The sequence below is a fragment of the Sphingomonas paludis genome (genome assembly GCF_053502515.1).
Genome location: NZ_CP187558.1, coordinates 489,071 through 511,155 on the forward strand (window position 1 = coordinate 489,071; position 22,085 = coordinate 511,155).

At 66.1% G+C, this 22,085-nt stretch carries 18 protein-coding genes; 11 read left to right on the top strand and 7 right to left on the bottom strand.

What is annotated here, in order from left to right; genetic code table 11:
- Window positions 1–25 precede the first annotated feature (25 nt).
- Complete coding sequence (locus ACPVPU_RS02320; protein WP_448659311.1) at window positions 26–925, top strand: S1/P1 nuclease; 900 nt, start codon at window positions 26–28, stop codon at window positions 923–925.
- A gap of 385 nt (window positions 926–1,310) precedes the next feature.
- Here ACPVPU_RS02320 and ACPVPU_RS02325 read toward each other — a convergent pair whose 3' ends face one another.
- The 3 genes from ACPVPU_RS02325 to ACPVPU_RS02335 form a co-directional block, all read right to left on the bottom strand.
- Entirely contained in the window at window positions 1,311–4,730 is a 3,420-nt protein-coding gene (locus tag ACPVPU_RS02325) for a TonB-dependent receptor (protein ID WP_448659312.1), read from the bottom strand.
- Between the two features lie 140 nt (window positions 4,731–4,870).
- Window positions 4,871–7,003, bottom strand: a complete 2,133-nt coding sequence (gene ligA, locus ACPVPU_RS02330; protein ID WP_448659313.1) for an NAD-dependent DNA ligase LigA — start codon at window positions 7,001–7,003, stop codon at window positions 4,871–4,873.
- Between the two features lie 52 nt (window positions 7,004–7,055).
- A complete protein-coding gene (locus ACPVPU_RS02335; protein WP_448659314.1) occupies window positions 7,056–9,110 on the bottom strand; it encodes an EAL domain-containing protein in 2,055 nt (684 codons plus the stop codon).
- 163 nt (window positions 9,111–9,273) lie between these two features.
- Between ACPVPU_RS02335 and ACPVPU_RS02340 the strand changes: the two genes are divergently transcribed.
- Window positions 9,274–10,794, top strand: coding sequence for a fumarate hydratase (locus ACPVPU_RS02340; RefSeq protein WP_448659315.1), 1,521 nt, complete (start codon window positions 9,274–9,276; stop codon window positions 10,792–10,794).
- Window positions 10,795–10,797: 3 nt separating this feature from the next.
- Here ACPVPU_RS02340 and ACPVPU_RS02345 read toward each other — a convergent pair whose 3' ends face one another.
- Window positions 10,798–11,988, bottom strand: a complete 1,191-nt coding sequence (locus ACPVPU_RS02345) for a serine hydrolase domain-containing protein (RefSeq protein ID WP_448659316.1) — start codon at window positions 11,986–11,988, stop codon at window positions 10,798–10,800.
- 21 nt (window positions 11,989–12,009) lie between these two features.
- Between ACPVPU_RS02345 and ACPVPU_RS02350 the strand changes: the two genes are divergently transcribed.
- Window positions 12,010–13,194: an MBL fold metallo-hydrolase gene (locus ACPVPU_RS02350; protein ID WP_448659317.1), complete on the top strand. Its 1,185-nt coding sequence runs from the start codon at window positions 12,010–12,012 to the stop codon at window positions 13,192–13,194.
- Window positions 13,195–13,212: 18 nt separating this feature from the next.
- Here the strand turns inward: ACPVPU_RS02350 and ACPVPU_RS02355 are convergent, their stop codons facing one another.
- Complete coding sequence (locus ACPVPU_RS02355; protein ID WP_448659318.1) at window positions 13,213–13,773, bottom strand: DUF3617 domain-containing protein; 561 nt, start codon at window positions 13,771–13,773, stop codon at window positions 13,213–13,215.
- 53 nt (window positions 13,774–13,826) lie between these two features.
- Between ACPVPU_RS02355 and uvrB the strand changes: the two genes are divergently transcribed.
- The 4 genes from uvrB to ACPVPU_RS02375 all read left to right on the top strand — a co-directional run bounded on the left by uvrB (window position 13,827) and on the right by ACPVPU_RS02375 (window position 17,253).
- Complete coding sequence (gene uvrB, locus ACPVPU_RS02360) at window positions 13,827–16,016, top strand: excinuclease ABC subunit UvrB (protein WP_448659319.1); 2,190 nt, start codon at window positions 13,827–13,829, stop codon at window positions 16,014–16,016.
- 95 nt (window positions 16,017–16,111) lie between these two features.
- Window positions 16,112–16,393 (top strand): type II toxin-antitoxin system RelE/ParE family toxin, encoded by a 282-nt coding sequence (locus ACPVPU_RS02365; protein WP_448659320.1) that lies wholly within the window; start codon window positions 16,112–16,114, stop codon window positions 16,391–16,393.
- Complete coding sequence (locus tag ACPVPU_RS02370) at window positions 16,359–16,685, top strand: HigA family addiction module antitoxin (protein ID WP_448659321.1); 327 nt, start codon at window positions 16,359–16,361, stop codon at window positions 16,683–16,685. The genes ACPVPU_RS02365 and ACPVPU_RS02370 overlap by 35 nt, the downstream gene beginning before the upstream one ends.
- A 43-nt stretch (window positions 16,686–16,728) precedes the next feature.
- Entirely contained in the window at window positions 16,729–17,253 is a 525-nt protein-coding gene (locus ACPVPU_RS02375; protein ID WP_448659322.1) for a hypothetical protein, read from the top strand.
- A gap of 15 nt (window positions 17,254–17,268) precedes the next feature.
- On the opposite strand, the gene ACPVPU_RS02380 is transcribed toward ACPVPU_RS02375, so the two are convergent.
- A complete protein-coding gene (locus ACPVPU_RS02380) occupies window positions 17,269–18,399 on the bottom strand; it encodes a glycoside hydrolase family 130 protein (RefSeq protein WP_448659323.1) in 1,131 nt (376 codons plus the stop codon).
- The gene (locus ACPVPU_RS02385) at window positions 18,396–18,677 is read right to left on the bottom strand and encodes a chorismate mutase (RefSeq protein WP_448659324.1); all 282 of its coding nucleotides are present in this window, start codon (window positions 18,675–18,677) and stop codon (window positions 18,396–18,398) included. The genes ACPVPU_RS02380 and ACPVPU_RS02385 overlap by 4 nt, the downstream gene beginning before the upstream one ends.
- A gap of 118 nt (window positions 18,678–18,795) precedes the next feature.
- Here ACPVPU_RS02385 and ACPVPU_RS02390 point away from each other — a divergent pair, with 118 nt between their 5' ends.
- The 4 genes from ACPVPU_RS02390 (at window position 18,796) to ACPVPU_RS02405 (ending at window position 22,083) form a co-directional block, all read left to right on the top strand.
- The gene (locus ACPVPU_RS02390; RefSeq protein WP_448659325.1) at window positions 18,796–19,809 is read left to right on the top strand and encodes a polyprenyl synthetase family protein; all 1,014 of its coding nucleotides are present in this window, start codon (window positions 18,796–18,798) and stop codon (window positions 19,807–19,809) included.
- A 3-nt stretch (window positions 19,810–19,812) separates the two neighbouring features.
- Window positions 19,813–20,673 carry a pirin family protein gene (locus tag ACPVPU_RS02395; protein WP_448659326.1) on the top strand — a complete coding sequence of 287 codons (861 nt, stop codon included), beginning with the start codon at window positions 19,813–19,815 and terminating at the stop codon, window positions 20,671–20,673.
- Between the two features lie 109 nt (window positions 20,674–20,782).
- Window positions 20,783–21,124 carry a PadR family transcriptional regulator gene (locus ACPVPU_RS02400; protein ID WP_448659327.1) on the top strand — a complete coding sequence of 114 codons (342 nt, stop codon included), beginning with the start codon at window positions 20,783–20,785 and terminating at the stop codon, window positions 21,122–21,124.
- The gene (locus ACPVPU_RS02405; protein ID WP_448659328.1) at window positions 21,121–22,083 is read left to right on the top strand and encodes a hypothetical protein; all 963 of its coding nucleotides are present in this window, start codon (window positions 21,121–21,123) and stop codon (window positions 22,081–22,083) included. The genes ACPVPU_RS02400 and ACPVPU_RS02405 overlap by 4 nt, the downstream gene beginning before the upstream one ends.
- Window positions 22,084–22,085 lie beyond the last annotated feature (2 nt).

Genomic DNA, 22,085 nt, shown 5'->3' on the forward strand with positions numbered 1-22,085 from the left:
CACGCATCGCCCCTAAAGGCCCCGTATGATTCGCACCCTTGCCTCGCTGCTCCTCGCCCTCGCCCTTGTCCTGCCCCAGACCGCCAGCGCCTATGGCTTCTATGCCCATGGCCGCATCTCGCGGCTCGCCATGCTGAACGTGAAGCCGCAGACCCGGGCGGCGGTGATGGCGATGCTGCGGCAACAGGCGCTGATCGAGACGCCGGAGTGCCGGGTCGATACGATCGAACAGGCGGGCGTCTGGGCCGATTGCGTACGCGGCATGGGCCTGCGCTTTCAATATACCTCACCCTGGCATTACCAGAATGTCGATGTGTGCAAGCCGTTCGACCTCGCCTCGGCCTGTGCCAACGGCAATTGCGTGTCGGCGCAGGTGGATCGCAACCTGAAGCTGATCCAGGACCGTTCGGTGCCGCGCCGCGAAAAGATCATGGCGCTGTTGTTCCTGATCCATTTCGTCGAGGATCTGCACATGCCGCTGCATGCGGGCGACCGCAGCGACCGGGGCGGAAACGACGTACGCTCCAGATACGGCGCCTATGTCAGCGAACGGTTGAACCTGCACAGCGTCTGGGACGGCGCGCTGGCGGAACGCGCGATCACGACGCCGCCGGAAATCGTCCGCGTCTATTCGGCGGCAGAGCGGGCGGCGATCAACGGCGGCACCACGCTGGACTGGAGCCGCGAAGCCTGGGCCGTCAGCCGCGACGTCGCCTATGCCGGCGCGCTGGGCGATCCGTGCGGGCCGAAGCCGGAGGGGCGCGTGACGTTGACGCCCGAAGCCATCGCCGCCGCCGTGCCCGCCGCCCAATTGCAGGCGCAGCGCGCCGGGCTGCGCCTGGCCCGGCTGCTGGACGAGGCATTCGATCCGGCCCGCGCGTTCGACAGCGCCGCCGACCGCCGGGATCGTCGCCAGCGCGATTGACCGATGCCCGGCGGTGATCGAGCGGCTGCGGTGCCATGCCCGGCACTGCCGGACGATCCGTGCCATCGACTATCCCTGACCGCTGGTCGCCCACGGCCCTCTGACGCCCGGGAGCGGGTCGACCCGTTCGGGGCCGAGCCCCCGGACGGGCGATGAACGCCGGCCCCGATTGCAGGCCCCGTCGGTGCATGGCCCTGCGCCGGGTTCGGTCGATGCATTCGCCGCCGCCGCCGACACGAATGGGACAGCCCGCCCGATGCCGACCCGCGCTGGTCGGTTGCAGCATCGGCCCATGCGCATCGATCCCGCGCTCGCATGACCCCCAACAGCAAACCGCCGCCCCATTGCTGGGACGGCGGCAGTACCGAACAGGATCGGCAGGCGATCAGAAGTTGTAGCTGACTCCGACCTTCAGACGCCATACCGACGAGCTGACGTTGATCTGGTTGTCGGTGTTGTAGTCGTTGCCGATGAAGTTGGTGATGATGTAGCGGCCCTGCGCATCGACGCCGCCGGTTGCCAGATCCTGCAATCCCGAGAAGTTCCGGCGACGCTGGATGTTCCAGTCGCGATCGAGGAAGTTCAGGAAATTGTCGAACGTGGCGTACAGCCGCAGGCTGTCGTTCTGACCGAACAGACGGCCCGGCCCCGGCAGATCCTGCGAGAAGCCGAGATCGAGGTCGAAATACCAGTCGTTGGTACAGGTATTCCGTTCGATCGTGCGACCCACATAATCTTTGGCGCAATCGAGCGAGGCGGCGAACGCGGCCAGGTTCGACACGGCCGTGGCGTTGGACGACGGCGAGACGTTCGGATCGTTCACCCCGGTGGGGATGTAGATCAGAGCGTTGTCGTTGCCCGACTGCGGCACGTTGAACACGCTGCCGCCGGTGAAGGTCAGGCTGTACGGACGGCCCGAACGCGCTACGAAGGTCGCGCTAAGCGTCGTGTTCAGATCGGAGAAGAACTGTTCGCTGAACGTCGTCTGCACCGAGATGTTGTGGCGGCTTTCATAGAAGCCACGCGAGGCCGACGGGTTCTGGCGATCGAACGCGGCGGTCAGGTCATAGTTGGACCCGGCCGTCGAGTTGTACAGGTTCCGGCGATCCTGCGAGTCGGTGTAGGAGTAGCCAAGGCTGATGAAGGTCGAACCGCCATCGGTGATCAGGCCGCTGTTGAACGACTTCGACAGGATGAACGACGCGATATGGCTGCGCCACCCGGCCGAGTTTGTCAGCATCAGTTCGTCGAACCGCGACGTCGTGAAGCACGACGGCGTCAGGCCCGAAAATACCGGCCGCGGATTGTTTTCGACCAGCACGGCATTGCATCCGTTCAGGTTAAGATCGATCCCGCGATAGATCGGACGACCGTCGACGGTCAGGCCGTTCAGGCCCAGCCGGGAATCCACCGCCTGGGCCAGATCGACCACCGTGAACGGATTGCGGAACTGGCTGTAGATATAGTCCAGGTTGACGTTCCAGCCGCTGAAAAAGCCTTCGCCACCGAAATCCAGCTGCGACTGGAACCCGATATTTGCACGCAGCACCGTCGGCGTCTTGATGTCCGGATCGATCGACTGGACGTTGCCCAGACCACGGCTGGCGATGGCCGACGCGCTCTGCTGGAAGCAGGCCGGAACGCCCGTGAACTGGCCGTTCACGACCACATCGAGCTGCTGACCGGGGGCCAGGCCGCAGGCCGCATCCTGAGTGGTACCGGTCGCGAAGCCGCGGCCGTCATTCTGGAAGGCGTTGCCGAACCACACCAGCGGATCGCCACCCGAGAACATGCCGACGCCGCCACGGATCGAGCTGCGCGAGAAGATCGCGAAGTCGTTGGGTTCGTAGGTGAAGGCGACGCGCGGCAGCAGGATCGGTTCGAGGTTGCTGAACGCGACCGAGTTTGTGCGGCCATAACGGTCAAAAAATACCGGGTTGGGACGCGGCGCACCGCCCGAGAACCAGTCGGTGCGCAGGCCGAGCACGACGCCCAGCTGGTCGCTCAGCTGCCAGTCGTCCTGAGCATAGACCGTCCAGATCGTCCGGTCGAACTGAGCGGCGGCATCGGTGACGTTGCCGGACGCCGTGAAGTTGCCAAATGCACCTTCGGTCAGGCCGGGAACGACGTTGGCCGGGGTGGTATTCGTCTGGTTGTTGCCCAGACCCGGCGACAGCAGGCCCGCTTCCAGGTCGGTGGCGTTGCGGAACACCAGCGTACCCGTCGCGTTTTGCACGAACAGGTTGAACAGCTTGGCGTAATTGGCCTCGAAGCCCAGCTTCAGCTGGTGGTTGCCGGCGTCGTACTTGGCCAGGGCCCGCACCTGATGCAGTTCGGTCTGCAGGTCGTTGGCCGACCGCGAGTTGCCCGGACCCGCCAGCACCGTGCCGTCGGGACCGGTCGCATTGTCGATGCCGACGATGATGCGCGGGATCGGGTTTGCCGACTGTGCCTCGCCGCCGCCGACCGGATCCTGGCGATCCGTCACTTCCGACAGCGAATAGCGGAACTCGGTCGACAGGCGGTCATTCCAGTTGGAATACAGACGGGCCGAATAATAGTCGGAGATGGTGCCGCTGACCAGGAAAGTGTTGGCACCGGTAACCTGGGGCGAAGCCGCACCGGTGAAGAAATCGTCAGGGCGGACCGTGCCTTCCTCGAGGCGCTGATAGGTCGCTTCGAGACGGTGGTCGTCGTTGATGTACCAGTCCAGGCGACCGAAATAACGATCGTTGGTGAAATCGCGGCTGGTGACCAGCGGGCCGGTCTCGATGCCGTAGACGCGGCTCAGGATTTCCGAGATGCGGTTGAACTCGGCAACCGGCACGCCGGCCAGCGAGTTGGGATAGCCGGCACCGGCGGGGCCGTCGTCCTGGCTCTGGCCGGCTTCCTGATGCTCATAGGCACCATAGATGAACAGGCGGTCCGGGATGATCGGGCCGCCCAGCGCGACGCCCCAGCGCTTTTCCGGTTCGATCGGCGCCACATTGCGATCGGCAACCCGCGTGCCACGCAGATCCGAGTTCGAATATTCGAAAAAGGCCGAACCGGTGATCTTGTTCTGGCCCGAACGGGTTACGACGTTGATCGCGCAGCCGGTGAAGCCGCCATATTCCACGTCGAACGGTGCGAACTGCACCTGGGTTTCGCGCACGGCATCATAGGGAACCGGCGTCGAGCTGCGCGAGGCGAATCCCGTGTCGTTCAGACCGTAGATGTCGCCCTGGCTGATGCCGTCGACGGTGAAGGCATTGCCGCGATCGTTGCCGCCCAGGCACGAAATGCGGTCGACGCCCGAACCGCCGTCATCGCGGTCCAGGCTGACGCGCGGGTCGATGCGGATGACGTCGCGGATGTCGCGATTGAAGCTGGGGGCGTTGGCCAGCACTTCGGCGCCAAACGACGTGCCCGGGCCGACGGCCAGCTGGGTCACCGCCACGCGCGTGCCGGTGACGATGATATCGCCCTCACCCGTGCTCAGGTTGAACGCCAGGTTGGTATTGCCCTGCAGCGTGGTGATGACGCCTTCGATCGTCTGACCCTGATAGCTGTCGGCATTGGCCGCGACGGTGTAGGGACCGCCTGTCGTCAGGTTGTCGGTGCGAAACCCGCCATTGTCGCTGGTCGTCAGCGTGCGCGACAAACCGGTGCGGGTATCGGTGACGGTGACCGACGCGCCGACAATCGGCTCGCCCGCTTCATCAAGCACGCGCCCTTCGATCCCGGTGGTGATCTGCTGCGCGCTGGCCGCGGCAGGAATCATCAGCGCAGCAACGGCCGCGCCCACAAAAAGCTGGTTTCGCATCGGTGTCCCTTTGAAATGCCCATGGTGGGGGGTGCGGTGCAATTCACCGTCTGTGGCCGCCCATGGGGGGCCATTATTGCCGGATTGTTACAGGACGAAAGGGGGGGCGGTCGTAATGCTTGCTGCGTTGCAAAATTGCATCACCGGGCGGCAGCGACGATCGCCGACCAGCCCGCCTCGTCAATCACCCGCACGCCAAGCTCTGCCGCCTTTTTCAGCTTGCTGCCCGCGCCCGGCCCGGCGACGAGCAGGTCGGTTTTGGCTGACACGCTTCCCGATACCTTGGCACCCAGCGCCTCTGCCTGCGCCTTTGCCTCGTCCCGCGACAGGGTTTCCAGCGTGCCGGTGAACACCACCGTCTTGCCGCTGACTTCGGAGGCGCGCGCCTCGACCACATAGGGCGGGGGCGACACTTCGCTCAGCAGATCGTCCCAGAGGGCGCGGTTGTGCGGCTCATGAAAGAAATCGGCCAGGGCATGGGCCACCGCCGCACCGATCTGGTCCACCCCGATCCGTTCGGCGAGCAGCTTGTCCAGCCGCGCCTGTGCCTTGCGCGGTTCCTCGCCCAGTGCCGGCTGGTGCGTGTTGCGCAAGGCAATGAGCTCGTCGGCCAGCGCCTTTACCGCCGCCAAGGTTTCATACCGCTTGAGCAGATCGCGCGCCGTCACCGCGCCGACATGGCGGATGCCCAGGCCGAACAGCAGCCGGGCGGCATCGGGCGTGCGCTTTGCCTCGATCGCGGCAAGCAGGTTGTCGACCGATTTTTCCTGCCACCCCTCGCGCCCGAGCAGCGCGGCACGGTGCGCCGACAGGCGGAACAGATCGGCCGGATCATCGACCCAGCCCAGCCCGACCAGCTCGACGATCGTCTTTTCGCCCAGCCCGTCAATGTCGAGCGCGCCCCGGCTGACCAGATGGCGCAGCCGTTCGATCCGCTGTGCCGGACAGACCAGCCCGCCGGTGCAGCGGATATCAACCTCACCCTCCTCCGCCACCGCTTCGGACCCGCATTCGGGGCAATGATCCGGGAATTGCCAGGGATCGCGCTGCTCTTCGCGCGTCAGATTGTCGACGATCTGCGGGATGACGTCGCCCGCGCGCTGCACCACCACCCGGTCGCCGGGCCGCACGCCCAGCCGGGCAATCTCGTCGGCATTGTGCAGCGTCGCGTTGGTGACGACGACGCCGCCCACCGTTACCGGCGCCAGCCGCGCCACCGGGGTCAGCTTGCCCGTCCGCCCGACCTGGATGTCGATGGCGTTCAGGGTCGTCTGCGCCCGTTCGGCCGGGAACTTGTGGGCCAGGCCCCAGCGCGGCGCACGCCCGACAAAGCCCAGCCGGTCCTGCCAGTCGAGCCGGTCGACCTTGTACACCACCCCGTCGATATCGAACGGCAGGTCGGCCCGTGCCGCCTCGATCGCGCGATAGACGGCAAGGGCTGCATCGACATCGGCCGCCCGGGCGAAATGCGGCGCGATGGGAAAGCCCCAGGCGCGGAGCGTATCGACGACCTCGCCCTGCATCGCGCTCGGCATCGCGCTCGCTTCCCCCCACCCATGGGCGAAGAAGCGCAAGGGGCGGCTGGCGGTGACGGCGGCGTCCTTTTGCCGCAGCGAACCGGCGGCGGCGTTGCGGGGATTGGCGAACTGGCGCGCGGGCTTGCTCGATGCCTCGGCCTCCGCTGCCAGCCGGGCATTGAGGGCAGCAAAATCGGCCTTGGCCATATAGACCTCGCCGCGCACCTCGAACAGGTCGGGGGCATCGGCGGGCAGGGTGCGGGGGATATCGGCAATGGTCAGTGCATTGGCCGTCACATCCTCGCCCACCTGGCCATCGCCGCGGGTCAGCGCCTGAACCAGACGTCGCCCTTGATAGCGCAGCGAACAGGACAGGCCGTCGATCTTCGGCTCGGCGGTCAGCGCGACGGCTTCCTCGGCAGGCAGTTTCAGGAAACGGCGGATACCGGCGACGAAATCGGCGACGTCCGCATCGGAAAAGCCGTTGTCCAGGCTGAGCATCGGGCGGGCATGGGCCACCTTCGCCAAATGGCCCGCAGGGGCAGCACCGACCATCCGCGACGGCGAATCGGCGCGCACCAGATGGGGGAACGCCGCCTCGATCGCGGCATTGCGGCGGACCAGCGCATCATAGGCCGCATCGCTGATCTCCGGCGCGTCATCGGCATGGTAGAGTTGGTTGTGATGCGCGATCTCGGCGGCCAGCCGAGCCAGTTCGGCAGCGGCGTCCTCTTCGGTGGCGGGCATTGGGTCCATCGCCCAGCGCTAGCGGCGGGCGGGGGCATGGATCAAGCCCCGCCGGGCGGGATCAGGCGGATCGCCGGATCTTGCTGGCGCGGGGCGGCGCGTTCAGCCGTTCCATGTTGAACGGCGAGTCGAATTGCAGGCCAGCCTGCCCCCCACGCGACCAGCGCAACGTCGCGCCCATCCATTCGCCCTCGACCAGCTGGATCATCATATCGGACCCCACGGCGCTTTGCGGAAACTCGATGCCGTCGATCATCGCGCCGCTTGACGACAGATCGCGGATCCGCACCTCTCCCTCGGCGCCGTTCACCCGCAGCTTGGCCCAGCGCAGCATCTTGGCGCGCGGCGCGCGGCTGACCCGGTGGCCGGACACCTCGACCGTCGGCGAATCGCCCGCCAGCTGTTCGCGCACGATGTCGCACCGCACCGGCTTGCCATAGACATAGCCCTGGATGTGGCTGCATCCCAGGTCGCGGATCAACTCCACCTCGTCCTGAAGCTCGACCCCCTCTGCCGTCGTTTCCATCTGCAGCGTGTCGGCCAGCGTCACGATGGCGCGGATGATGGCGGCGTTGCGGTTGCCCGGCTGGGCCGCGCCGCGGACAAAGCTCTGGTCGATCTTGATCTTGTCGAACGGCGCGTTGCGCAGATAGCCGAGCGAGGAATAGCCGGTGCCGAAATCGTCGAGCGCCAGCCGCACGCCCAGCCCCTTCAGGCTGGCGAACATGCGGTCGGTCGCCGCATTTTCGGTCAGGAACACGCCCTCGGTGATTTCCAGTTCCAGCCGGGCCGGAGCGATGCCCGACCGGCTGAGCGCGCTGGCCACCGTGCTGGGCAAAGCTGGATTGGCGAACTGGATCGGCGAGACATTGACCGCGACCCGCACATGGTCGGGCCAGTTTGCCGCCTCCAAAGTCGCGGTCCGCATGACCCAGGTGCCGATTTCCTCGATCAGCCCGCAATCCTCGGCGATTGGGATGAAATCGGCCGGGCTGATCGGGCCTCGGACGGGGTGATCCCAGCGGATCAGCGCTTCATAGCCGACGATGCGCGGATCCCGCGTCGACACGACCGGCTGATAGACCAGATGGAACTGGTTTTGCGCCAGCGCCGAGCGCAGATCGTCCTCCAGCTGGCGGCGGCTCTGTGCGCCGGCCAGCAGCTCCGCGCGAAAGAACCGGTGGACGCCGCGCCCGTCCGCCTTGGCCGCATATAGCGCCAGATCGGCATTGCGGGTCAGCGTTTCCGAATCCCCCCCGTCGTCCGGCGCGATGGCGACACCGATCGAACAGCCGATGCTGATCGACGACCCGCCGATGAAATAGGGCTGGCTGAGCGAATCGATGATGGTGCGGGCAATCTGGCTGATCGATTCCTGATGCCCCTCGCCCGGCAGCACCACTTCGAACTCGTCGCCGCCCAGCCGGCCGACCAGCCCGCGCTCGCCGACCGCGCGGGTCAGCCGCTGGCTTACCTGTTTCAACAGCGTGTCGCCCGTCTGATGCCCCAGCGTGTCGTTCACCGCCTTGAACCGGTCCAGATCGAGCAGCAGCAACGTGGTCGCGCGGTAGCTGGCGCGGCCGTTGATCGAGAGCATCTGATCCAGCGACAGCCGCATCCGCTGGCGATTGGCCAGACCGGTCAGCGCATCGAACATAGCGAGCCGCTGGATCTCCGCCTCTGCCCGACGCTTTTCAGAAAGGTCGCTGCCGCTGCCGCAAAATCCCTGGAAATGACCCAGATGATCGAACACGGGACGGCCGGAGATCGACCACCACCGCTCCACCCCTTCCTTGGAACAGCGAACGGAATATTCGGTGAAGCTGGTCCGCGACGTCAGGTGAAAGGCCAGGCTGCGTTCGGAATCGGGTGATTCCTCGTCCATCCGGAAAATGTCGGTCAACATGGCGCCGATGGCCGGGCGGTCCAGGGTCGAAACCTCTGCCGTCACCTTTGGCGTCAGATAGGTGACGCGTCCGTGCCGGTCGGTCTGCCAGAACCAGCCGGTACCATGCTCCTCGAACGCACGGACCAGTTGCAGCGCAAGCGCGCCGTCGCCGCCGGCATCCTTGCGCGTTCCCCCCGTTCCAGCCTTGGAAAGCAACCCGCCCAGCACAGCCCGCCGTCTTTCATTCCGTTGCAACGGCATGGGTTAGCGCGCAGGTGTTTGACAATTGGTTTCCAACGGGCGGCACATCGGCCTGCAAAAGCCCCCTTGGCCAAGCGGGACGCGCGCAATAGATGCCGCGCTTCACCTTTTGACAGCGCGGGCCGACCCCATGACCATCATCAAGACCGCCGACCTGATCGACAGCGTGGCCGACGCGCTGCAGTTCATCAGCTATTATCACCCGATGGATTATATCCGGGCGCTTGGTGCGGCGTATGAGGCCGAACAGGCCCCGGCGGCCAAGGACGCCATTGCCCAGATCCTGACCAACAGCCGCATGTGCGCCGAGGGACACCGGCCGATCTGCCAGGATACCGGCATCGTCAACATATTCGTCAAATGGGGCATGGACTGCCGGCTGGACGATACCCGCCGCAGTTTGCAGGACATCGTCGACGAAGGGGTGCGCCGCGCCTATCTGAATCCCGAAAACAAGCTGCGCGCATCGGTGCTGACCGATCCGGCCTTCACCCGCCGCAACACCCGCGACAACACGCCGTGCGTCCTGCATGTCGATATGGTGCCAGGCCACCATGTCCATGTCGATGTCGCGGCCAAGGGCGGCGGCAGCGAGAACAAGTCCAAGTTCAAGATGATGAATCCGTCGGATTCGATCGTCGACTGGGTGGTGGAGATGCTTCCGCAAATGGGCGCGGGCTGGTGCCCGCCGGGCATGCTGGGCATCGGCATCGGCGGCACGGCGGAGCATTGTGTGCTGCTGGCCAAAAAGGCGCTGATGGAGCCGATCGACATGGGGCCGCTCAAAAGCCGCGGGCCGCAGAACGATATCGAGGCGCTGCGCATCGAGATTTTCGACCGGGTCAACGCGCTCGGCATCGGCGCGCAGGGCTTGGGCGGGCTATCCACCATCCTGGATGTGAAGATCCTGGACGCGCCCTGCCATGCCGCGGGCAAGCCGGTGGCGATGATCCCTAATTGCGCGGCCACGCGGCACGCGCATTTCACGCTGGACGGCACCGGCCCCGCCTATCTGGAGGCGCCGAAGCTGGACGAATGGCCCGACGTCAATTGGACCCCGGACAAGGCGGCGATCCGGGTCGATCTCGATGCGCTGACGCCCGAGATGGTGCAGGGCTGGAAACAGGGCGACCGGCTGTTGCTGAGTGGCAAGATGCTGACCGGGCGCGATGCGGCGCACAAACGGATCGCCGACATGCTGGCGGCGGGCGAGGAACTGCCGGTCAGCTTCAAGGGCCGAGTCATTTATTATGTCGGCCCGGTCGATCCGGTGGGCGAGGAAGTGGTCGGACCCGCCGGCCCCACCACGGCGACGCGCATGGACAAGTTCATGCGGATGATGCTCGATCAGGGCCTGCTGGCGTGCGTCGGCAAGGCCGAGCGCGGCCCGGCGGCGACCGAGGCGATCAAGGACGCGAAGTCCGCCTATCTGATGGCGGTCGGCGGTGCAGCCTATCTGGTCGCGCGGGCGATCAAGGGATCGAAGGTCGTCGGGTTCGAGGACCTGGGGATGGAGGCGATCTACGAATTCGAGGTCGAGGATTTCCCGGTGACGGTGGCGGTGGATAGCGAGGGCAACAATGTCCACCAACTCGCCCCGCTGGTGTGGCGCGAGAAGATTGCGCGGGAAGGGCTGTTGCAGGGCGCGTGACGATCAGCGCAGCCGCGCGAGCCAGGCTTCCTCTGCGCTGAACGCGCTGCGCGCATCCTTGCTGGCCAGCGGCACGCCGAGCGCGAAATAGGCGACGCCGGTGCCGGCTTCGCGGTCGATCCACAGGCCGGATCGCAACCGGTAGGCGTCGCCCGCATGGCCGACGCGCACCCGGCCGTCCCCGAACCCGTCGTCTCGGCAGCCCGGGGCCGGGTTGGCCGCCAGCGTCTGCGTCGCCAGCCCATAGGCGCAGAAGAACCCGTCATCCGCGCCCTCGCCGGTGACGCCGTTGGTGCCGTCCAGCCGCCATGCCGGGGCAAGCAGCGTGTCGATCGACTGCGGTTTCAGGAAGCCCTCTCCGCCGCGCAGCAGCATCTGGCCGATCCGCGCCAGGCCATTGGCCGAGATGCGCAGGCCGCCCTGCGGGCTGAACACCGCGCCATTGGTGCCGGGCACATAGGCGGCGAGATCGCAGCTGCCGTCGCGCGCGGGCGTGACCGGACAGGCGGGCCGCTGTCCATTCAGGTCATCGCGGACCGGGGTGCCATCCGGCTCGATCAGCACGACCGCGCGGGCGATGGCTGCATCGCTGCACATCGTCCAGTTGAAACAGGCATCCAGGCCGAGCGGCGCGATGACGAGCCAGTGCATCAGCCGATCGAACCGTTCCCCCGCCACCCGCTCCATCACGCTGGCGATCACCGGATAATTCAAATTGGCATAGCGGAAATAGCCGCCCGGCGGATGCGCCGCATCCCATGCCGCCGGATCGGCCAGCACGTCGCGCAGCACCGCGTCGAGGGGCAGCACATAATCCACCCCGTCCGTCAGCGCCGAGCGATGAGACAGCAGGTGGCGGAGCGTGATCGGCACGTCGCCATGGGCCGGATGGCGCAGCGGCCAGCCGAGATAGTCCCCGACATCCCGGTCGAGATCGAGCTGCCCCGCCTCGACCATCCGCATCACGCCAAGCGCGACGACAATCTTCGAGATCGAGGCGACCCGCACCGGATCGTCGGCGGTCAGCGCGCGCCCCGTGCGCGCATCGGCCAGCCCGTGCGCCCGCTCCGTAAGGCGGGTGTCGGCGTCGAAGGTGACATGCGCCCAGGCCCGTGGCTGGCGCGCAGCCGCCGGCAGCGGCAGTGCGAGCCAGCCGAGGGTTGCAGCAATCGCCCAGGCCATTACGGATTTCATGCAGGCTGAATAGGACACGGGATGACGGGCATAATCAAGCGGATCACCAAGGGGACGGGCGCCGTGCTGCTGTGGCTGCTCATCCTGCTGCTGCTGGCGGTGACGATCGTGCCGCGCTTCCTTGACCGGCGCTATTATGACGGCCCCGACAGCGGCCATTATGATGGCGAGCGCTTCTACAACCCTGACGGCGAGGATACCGCCGCCCCGCCCGGCGGGGGCAGCCGGGCCGGGTTCCTGTCCCGGATGCTGACCGATGACCGGCCGCCCTGGCCGGAGCGGGTAGCGGTGACGCAGGGCAAGCCGCCCGCGCGGGTCGAGGGCGAGGCGATGCTCGCCACCTGGATCGGCCATGCGACCGTGCTGGTGCAGACCCAGGGGATGAATATCCTGACCGACCCCATCTATGCCGACACCGCCGGGCCGTTCGGCGTCGGCCCCGCCCGGGTCGCAGCGCCGGGCGTCGCGTTCGACGACCTGCCCAGGATCGACCTGATCGTCGTCAGCCACAATCATTACGATCACATGGACCTGGCTACGCTGAAAAAGCTGTGGGACCGGGACAAGCCGGTGATCGTCACCAGCCTTGGCAATGACAGCGTCATCGGTCAGGCGGGCGCGCCAGCCCGCGCGGTCGATTGGGGCGGGCGGGTGTCCGTGCGGCCGGGCGTCGAGGTGATCGTCAACCGCAACCATCACTGGGGCAGCCGCTGGTTCGCCGATCGCAACCGCGCGCTCTGGTCCAGCTTCGTTGTCACGCTGCCGTCGGGCGGCAACCTGTTCTTTGCCGGCGACACCGGCTTCGGCGACGGCAACTGGGCGAACGAGGCGGCACGATATGGCCCGATCCGGCTGGCGATCATACCGATCGGCGCATTCCGGTTCACGCCCGGCCAGATGGGCACGGGCAGCCATATCGGCCCAGTCGACGCGGTGGAGGTGTTTCGCCGCCTGGGTGCCGCCCGCGCCATCGGCATCCATTGGGGCACGTTCCGCCTGTCCTATGAGGCCTATGACACCCCGCCAAAGCTGTTGGCAGCGGCCATGGCCTGCACGCGCCAGCCTGGGCGGTTCGACACCGTTCGGCTGGGTGCCGTCACCCCGGTCGCGCCAACTGGCCAGGCCGTGGCAGCCGATGGGCCGATGCCGAGCCGGGATGCGCTGCTCCGCTGCCTCGACACGCCCGCCGTCCGCGCGCTACGCTGAACCGATGCGCCGGGTGGGTCACCCCGCCTTGGCCGCATCCCCAGTGCATTCGCCGATCCGGCGACCGCTGACTGTGGAGGTGATCTTGGCCGGCTGGCCATCCGGGGTCATGCCAGTCACTTCCGCGCGATTGGTCAGCGTGTAGCGGTCGGCGGCGAAACTGCCGCTCATCTCTGCCCGCATCTTGCCCTCGCCCGTGGTGCAATTGACCACGCCGTCCAGCTTGCCGCCCTTCATCGTGAAGCGTTCATAGGTGCATTGGCCGTCGGTACCGGTGAACAGATCGCCCCCGGGATTGCGGGCCTGTGCCTCGGTGACGCAGTTGGTCACCGTCGTCTTCATCGACTGCATCATGCCGCCCATCTGGCCGCCGGTCATTTTGCCGATGCCCGGCATCTCGATCTCGGTCATTTCGACCGTTGTTTCCCATTGCCCGGGGGTCAGGCTGGCGTCGATTTCGGGTGCGGTTGTGGTCACGGCGGCTTCGGCGCCGTCCTTTTCCGCCGACGGAGTTGTCGCCTCCTCGCCGCCGCATGCGGCCAGCGCCAGGATGGCCGACAGTGCAATCGCCCTTCGCATCGATGATCCCCCAAGCCTTTGCCGATGGCCGACTGTCTCCCCATATTGCGGCGATGGCAATTCAGATTCGCACCCGGCTGGACGAACCCGAAACCGGCGACACGTTCATCCCCCATCGCCCGGCCCGGCCGGAAAAGAGCGAGGGCGGGCGGCCGTTCCGCATCGTCTCCGACTATACCCCGTCCGGCGATCAGCCGGGCGCGATCGCCGAACTGGTCGAACAGGTGAATGCGGGCGAGCGGGATCAGGTGCTGCTGGGTGTCACCGGTTCGGGCAAGACCTTCACCATGGCAAAGGTGATCGAGGCGGTGCAGCGCCCCGCCCTGGTACTCGCCCCGAACAAGATCCTGGCGGCGCAGCTGTACGGCGAGTTCAAGAGCTTTTTCCCCGAAAACGCGGTCGAATATTTCGTCAGCTATTACGATTATTACCAGCCAGAGGCCTATGTGCCCCGCAGCGACACCTATATCGAGAAGGAGTCGAGCATCAACGAGGCGATCGACCGGATGCGCCATTCGGCGACCCGGTCGCTGCTGGAGCGCGACGACGTGATCATCGTCGCTTCCGTTTCCTGCCTGTACGGCATCGGATCGGTCGAGACCTATTCGGCGATGATCTTCGACCTGAAAAAAGGTCAGACGGTCGATCAGCGGGAAATCATCCGCAAACTGGTCGCATTGCAGTACAAGCGCAACGACGCCGCCTTTGCCCGCGGCGCATTCCGGGTGCGCGGCGACACTCTGGAGGTGTTCCCCTCCCACTATGAGGACACGGCCTGGCGCGTCAGCTTCTTCGGCGACGAGATCGAGGAGATCACCGAGTTCGACCCGCTTACCGGGGCCAAGGTCGCCAGCCTGAACAGCATCCGCGTCTATGCCAATTCGCACTATGTGACGCCTGGCCCGACGCTGAAACAGGCGATGGAGGCGATCAAGTTCGAACTGGCCGAGCGGCTGAAGGAGCTGCAGATCGAAGGCAAGCTGCTGGAGGCGCAGCGGCTGGAACAGCGGACCAACTTCGATCTGGAAATGATCGCGGCGACCGGCAGCTGTTCGGGGATCGAGAATTACAGCCGGTTCCTGACCGGGCGGATGCCCGGCGAGCCGCCGCCGACGCTGTTCGAATATCTGCCGGAAAACGCGCTGCTGTTCGTCGATGAAAGCCACCAGACGATCGGCCAGATCAACGGCATGTCGCGCGGCGACCACCGGCGCAAACTGACGCTGGCCGAATATGGGTTCCGCCTGCCCTCCGCCATCGACAACCGCCCGCTTCGCTTCAACGAATGGGAGGCGATGCGGCCGCAGACCACCTATGTGTCCGCCACGCCGGGATCGTGGGAGATGGAGCAGACCGGCGGCGTATTCGTCGAACAGGTGATCCGCCCCACCGGCCTCATCGACCCGCCGGTCGAGATCAAGCCGGTCGAGGAGCAGGTGCAGGACCTGATCGTCGAGGCCAAGGCGACGGCAGCCAAGGGATACCGCACCCTCGTCACCACGCTGACCAAGCGAATGGCAGAAGACCTGACCGAATATATGCACGAGGCGGGGCTGAAGGTCCGCTACATGCACAGCGATGTCGAGACGCTGGAGCGCATCGAGCTGATCCGCGACCTGCGGCTGGGCGTTTACGACGTGCTGGTCGGCATCAACCTGCTGCGCGAGGGACTGGATATTCCCGAATGCGGGCTGGTCGCGATCCTGGATGCGGACAAGGAGGGGTTCCTGCGCTCCGAAACCTCGCTCATTCAGACGATCGGCCGCGCCGCGCGGAACGTCGAGGGCCGCGTGATCCTTTATGCCGACCGGATGACCGGCAGCATGGAACGCGCGATCAACGAAACCAACCGGCGGCGCGAGAAACAGGTCGCCTACAATACCGAGCACGGCATCACGCCCACCACGATCAAGCGCAACATCGGCGACATCATCGCTCATGTCGCCAGCAAGGATCAGGTGACGGTCGATACGGGAATCGAGGATCGGCCCCATATGGTCGGCCACAATCTGCGCGCCTATATCCAGGACCTGGAAAAGAAGATGCGCGAGGCCGCCGCGAACCTGGAATTCGAGGAAGCCGGCCGCATCCGAGACGAAATCCGGTCGCTGGAGGCAGAGGAACTGGGCCTGCCGGAAGGGGAGCGCAAGGCACCCGTCATGGGGCGGAGCAACGAAGGCAAGCCGGGCACGCGCAAGACGCGGTTCGGGAAAACGCAGCGGAAGTGGGGTGGTAAGCGGTAGATCGGTCCGAAATGTCGTAACCGCCCCGCTTACGACATGACGGCGGTAACATGGCGGGTTGATACGGGATAAGCCGCAGGAGAAAGGATAATCCCATGATCCGCTCCTTCGCCGACCCGGAAACCGAACGCATCTGGCTTGGCGAACGCAGTCGGAAGCTCCCACCTGACATTCAGAAGCGCGCGCTCGACAAGCTGAGGCTGCTCAACCGCGCGCGGACGATGGACGACCTTCGCAACCCCCCGTCCAATCGGCTTCACGCGCTGGACCGCGACCGGGCTGGGCAGCACAGTATTTCAATTAACATGCAATGGCGTATATGTTTCGTCTGGAAGGACGGACATGCCGAGCGCGTCGAGATCACCGACTACCACTAACCCCGACTGGCTGCACAACAGCCATGCCGGCGAATTGCTGTGGCTGGAATTCATGGAACCGCTGGGACTGGATGCGGCCGCCTTGGGTCAGGCGATCGGCGTCGTGGACAGCGTCATTCAGGCGTTGATCGACGGTCAGCGCCCGATGGATGGTGATCTCGATCTGCGCCTTGCCCGGTATTTCCGCATGTCCGAGGGCTTTTTCCTTGGCCTTCAGCTCGATTACGAACTGCTTGAGGCAAAGCGGCGTCTGAACGGGGAACTCGACCGGATCGTGCCCCGCGCTGCCTGATCGCCGGTTGAGGCAACCGCGCGCTTCGCTCATAAGCGGGCGCATGGCCCGTTTTCCCCGTATCGCGCTGATCGCGCTCAGCCTGTCCGTTGCCGCCTGTGTGCCGCGCGTCGAGCCGCCGGCCCCTGCGCCTGCGCCGCCGCCGGCCCCTGCTCCCGCACCGGCGCCCGCGCCGGCACCGCTGCCCGGCCCCTATGCCGGCGACTGGCGCGACTGGCCGGTGACGCCGGGCAACTGGCGCTGGCAGCCGGGCGTGGCGACCTTTGGCCCCTCAAGCGCAGCGCCTCTGGTCAGTGTTCGGTGCGAGACGGGCCAGGTGACGATGGCATTCCGCCTGCCTGCAACCCCCTCTGCTCAAATCCAGACCAGTTCCACCGCTGCGCCGGTTGCGCTGTCGCCAGTGCCCGGCCAGTCCGGCATGACCGGGCTCGTCCGGCCAGCCAGCGACCGGGTGTTCGACGCGATCGGATATAGCCGGGGGCGGTTCGTGGTGACGGGTGGCGGGCAGGTGCTGGTCGTGCCCGCCTGGCCGGAATTCCTGCGCGTCATCGAGGATTGCCGGGGCTGATCGCCCGCCCGGGGCCTATTCCGGCAGCCCCTGTGCGCCCTTCGGCACCCGAGTCAGGCGACAGGCCAGATCGGCCTCTCCGCTGGCCACCAGCCAATGGTCGCCGCCATCGACCATCCCGGTGGAAAACACCACCGGCGAGGGCAGGTAAAGCCGGCTGGCCAGGGGCCGGGTAAGGGCGGGCGCCGGTTCGATGAGCGGCGCATCGTCGGCGACATGGATCAGCCGCCCCGGATCGCCCGCTTCGGCCAGCGCCCAATAGGTGCGGTACGTGCCGATCCCGCCGTCGGATTGAACCCCGTGCCACAGGATCAGCCAGCCTTCGCGCGTCAGTACCGGCGGCGGGCCGCCCCCGATCCGTGCCGCCCCCGCCACGCCCCGGCGCGGCCGGATGAAGGGCCGGTCGTCGGGTTTCCAGTGCAGCGCATCGGGCGACGCGGCCAGATTGATTGACGGCCCGGCAAGCCACGGGCTTTCGGGCGGATAAGCAAGCCAGCCGCTGCCCAGCGGCCGGGTGACCGCACAGTAGCGGCCGTCAACCCGCCCCTCGAACAGCGCCATGTCCTTGTTCTGATGATCGAGCACCAGCCCGGCCAGCCGCCAGTCGAGCCCGTTGTCCGACAAGTGCAGCACGGTGCCGTGCCGTTCGGGGGACACGCAGCAGCTGGTCATGAACCACCGGTCGCCGATGCGGGCGATCCGCGGATCTTCCAACCCATAGATCGAATGGCTCGCCTCCGGCACCACGGCGCGATCGTAATGCAGCTTAAGGATGCGCGACCCGTCGGCGGACAATTCCACCGGCAACAGCCAGGACAGGCTGGTCAGCGCGAACGGACGATGCGGTTCCCGGTCAAGCGCAAAGGTCCTGGGATCCGACAGGTCGGCATCGCCGACGGGCCAGTCATCGAGCCGATAGCCTTCGGAAGTCCAGCGGATCGAACGCACCGCGTCACCGCGTACCGGGTCGGTCAGCGCCTCTGCCACGCGCACCATCAGCAACAGATTTCCGGAGGGAAGGCGGGTGAGCGCCGGGTTGAACGCGCCCAGCACATGGGTCGGCTCTGCCACGCCCCGCCGCAATGGCGACCGGCCGAGATCGATGTCGCCGGGCGACAGGATGATCCAGTCGTCGGCCGGCGTCACTGCGCCTGGAACCGTTCATGGTGGCGGATCACCTCGTCGATGACGAAGCGCAAGAATTTTTCGGAAAATTCCGGGTCCAGCCCCGCCTGATCGGCCAGTTGGCGCAGTCGTTCGATCTGCCGCTCCTCCCGACCCGGATCGGCGGGGGGCAGTCCCGCCGTCGCCTTGTACTGGCCGACCGCCTGGGTGATCTTGAACCGTTCGGCGAGCATATGGATCAGCGCCGCATCGATATTGTCGATGCTCTGGCGATAGCGCGCGAGCGTAGCGTCCGTCATTTGGCGTCCCCCCTGAACCCCCGGTTCGATTCCATAAACGCTGCTTTCACGGCCCGGTTGCGCGCTGGCAAGTCCTAAGCCTTGCCTTTGGCAGGGCAAGCCGCCACATCCCGTTTCGATGACCGCGACGATCCACCGCCTGCGCGCCGGGGCCGAGCCCTCGCTCAATCCCATGATCGCGCTCGTCGCGGCCGACATGCATTCGGTGAACCAGGTCATTCTGGACCGGATGCAGTCGGAAATTCCGCTGATCCCGGAACTGGCCGGACACCTGATCGCGGGCGGGGGCAAGCGGATGCGGCCGATGCTGACGCTCGCCAGCGCCAGGCTGCTGGATTATGGCGGCACGCGCCACCACCGGCTGGCGGCGGCAGTGGAGTTCATCCACACCGCGACGCTGCTGCACGACGATGTGGTCGACGGGTCGGACCTGCGCCGCGGCAAGCGGACCGCCAACATCATCTGGGGCAATCCGGCCAGCGTGCTGGTGGGGGATTTCCTGTTTTCGCGTTCGTTCGAACTGATGGTCGAAGATGGCAGCCTGAAGGTGCTGAAGATCCTGTCCAACGCCAGTGCCGTCATCGCCGAGGGCGAGGTTAACCAGTTGACCGCCACGCGCCAAATCACGTTGGGCGAGGATCGCTATCTCGACATCATCGGCGCCAAGACCGCCGCGCTGTTTGCCGCTGCCTGCCGGATCGCCGCCGTCGTCGCCGAACGACCCGAATCGGAAGAGGCAGCTTTGGACGCCTATGGCCGCAACCTGGGTATCGCATTCCAGCTGGTCGATGACGCGATCGATTACACGTCGGACGCCGGCACCATGGGCAAGGATGCGGGCGACGATTTCCGGGAAGGCAAGATGACCCTGCCGGTCATTCTGGCCTATGCGCGCGGTGATGAAGCGGCGCGGCGCTTCTGGGCCGACGCCATCGCCGGACGACGCGCGTCGGACGAGGATTTCGCCGAAGCGGTTCGCCTGGTTCAGGCGAGCCGCAGCGTCGACGACACCCTGGCTCGTGCCCGCCATTACGGCCAGCGGGCGATCGACGCGCTGGGCGGCTTTGCCAATGGCAAGGCCAAGGACGCGATGGTCGAAGCCGTAGAGTTCGCGGTCGCCCGCGCGTTCTGATCGATGACGGACATCGCGCTGATTGCGGCCCATCCGGCCCACCGCGACGATATCGGTGACCTGATCACTCGTCGGCCGGTGCCTGGGCCTGGGTTGGACCGGATCGGCGCCTTCTTGTTCCTGAACCATCACGGGCCGCAGACCTATCCGCCCGGCAATCAGGGCCTGCCCTTTGGCCCGCACCCGCATCGCGGGTTCGAAACGGTGACGTTCGTGCTGGACGGGTCGCTGGCCCATACCGATTCGGCGGGGCATGAAAGCATCGTCGGCGCAGGCGGCATCCAGTGGATGACGGCCGGGCGCGGCATCGTCCATGCAGAGGTCAGCCCCGCTGCGTTCAAGCGCGACGGCGGCGGGATGGAAATCCTGCAGCTGTGGATCAACCTGCCCGCGCGGCAGAAGATGACGGAGCCGCGCTATGTGGGGGCCAGCGCCGGGGCGATCCCTGTCGTCACCCGCGACGGCGCGCGGCTGCATATGGTGGCGGGCGGTTTCGGCGGTGCGATGGGGCCCGTCGAATCGCTGACTGGCGTATTCGCCAGCTTCGGCACACTGAATGCGGGCGCATCGCTTTCACTGGACGGCCTGAGCGGGCGCGATGTGTTCGTCTATGCCGTGCGGGGCGCGTTGGACATTGGCGGGCGGGCATTGCCGGAACATCATCTGGCGCGGTTCGGGCCAGGCGACCGACTGACGATTGCCTCGGCATCCGGCGCCACCTTCCTCCTGTGTCACGCCGATCCGATCGACGAACCGGTGGTCGCGCACGGCCCGTTCGTGATGAACAGCGCCGAGGAAATCCACGCCGCCTATCGCGATTATCAGGCGGGCCGGTTCGGCATCGCGGATATCTCAACCCTCTAACGTCGCCTAAGACCGTCATCAGCGGCCAAGCGGCCAAATCGATCAACCCTTGCGTCGCACAGTAGTGTGTGTCATACAGTGTGTGACACACATAGTGCAGGGCTGCGAAATGTCGATAGAGGACGACCTGTTCGACAAGCTTCGGATCGAGCAGCGGCGGGGAACGCTGGTGCTGGCGGTGCTGATCGCGCTCCGCCGTGAACGCTATGGCTATACCCTGCGCCAGACACTCGACGATGCCGGCCTGCCGATCGAGGAAGGTGCCCTCTATCCCCTGCTCCGGCGGCTGGAGGTTCAGGGCCTGCTGGTCAGCGAATGGCGCGAGGAAGATCGCCGCCAGAAGCGCTTTTATCGCCTGTCCGATGCCGGTGAGGCCATGCTTGCCCGCCTGCTCGGCGAATGGCGCACCATTTCCGGTTCAATCAACCTGCTGGACGAAAGGGCATCATGATGGACATGATCGACCGTTATCTGGACGCCGTTCGGGGCAACCTGCCTGCCCGGCGTTCCGACGATATCGCCGCCGAACTCGATGCCGAATTGCGGGACCGGATCGACGCCCGTCAACTGGCCCTTGGCCGTCCGCTGGATGGGGACGAGATTGCCGATCTGTTGCGCAGCCATGGCCATCCGCTGCTGGTCGCGTGGCGATACCGCGATCGACAGCAGCTGTTGGGTGCTGAAACCTATCCCTTTTTCCACTTCACCCTGCGGATCATCCTGCTGGTCGCCGCGATGCTCGCCCTGGTCGGCTTTGCCGGAGTGATCCTGCTCGGTGGCGCCCACCCGGCCGACAGGCTGCTGAATATCGCAGCCCAGGGATTTCAGGGCGTGCTGACTGCCATCGGCGTAACAGTGGTCCTGTTCTGGATTCTCGACCGGCTGGGGTTTCCGGCGGACCATCTGCGCCGCTGGCGACCCGAACACCTTCCCGTCCTTTCCAAGATTAGGCTCGGGACGGCCAATGCGCTGATCCAGCTCGCCCTGATCCTGGCCTTCATCCTGTGGTGGATGGGGGTGGTGGCCATGCCGATGACGGCCACCGCACCGATGCGGATCGAGGCAGCCTTCGATTTGACCGGTTACCGCTGGCCGGTGCTGGTCCTGGCCGGACTCCAGGCGGCACTGATCGCGCTGCAATGGCTGGCCCCGGCCTCCCGCTGGCGTGGCCTCGCCCTTGGCCTGTTCACTGGCGGCGCGCTTTGGACATTGTCCAGCTATGCCGCGGCGGGTGCCGCCAGCGGCGAGTGGCTGCGCATCGTTGCCACCCCGGGAAATATGGGGCTGACCGCATCGCAGGATGCGCTGAACCTGGCGGCTCGGCTGGGGATCGTCGCGATGGCCGTCACCCTGATCGTCGTGCCGTTGGTCGAGCTGTACCAGCTATGGCGTTCCAAGCGGTCCGGCTGACC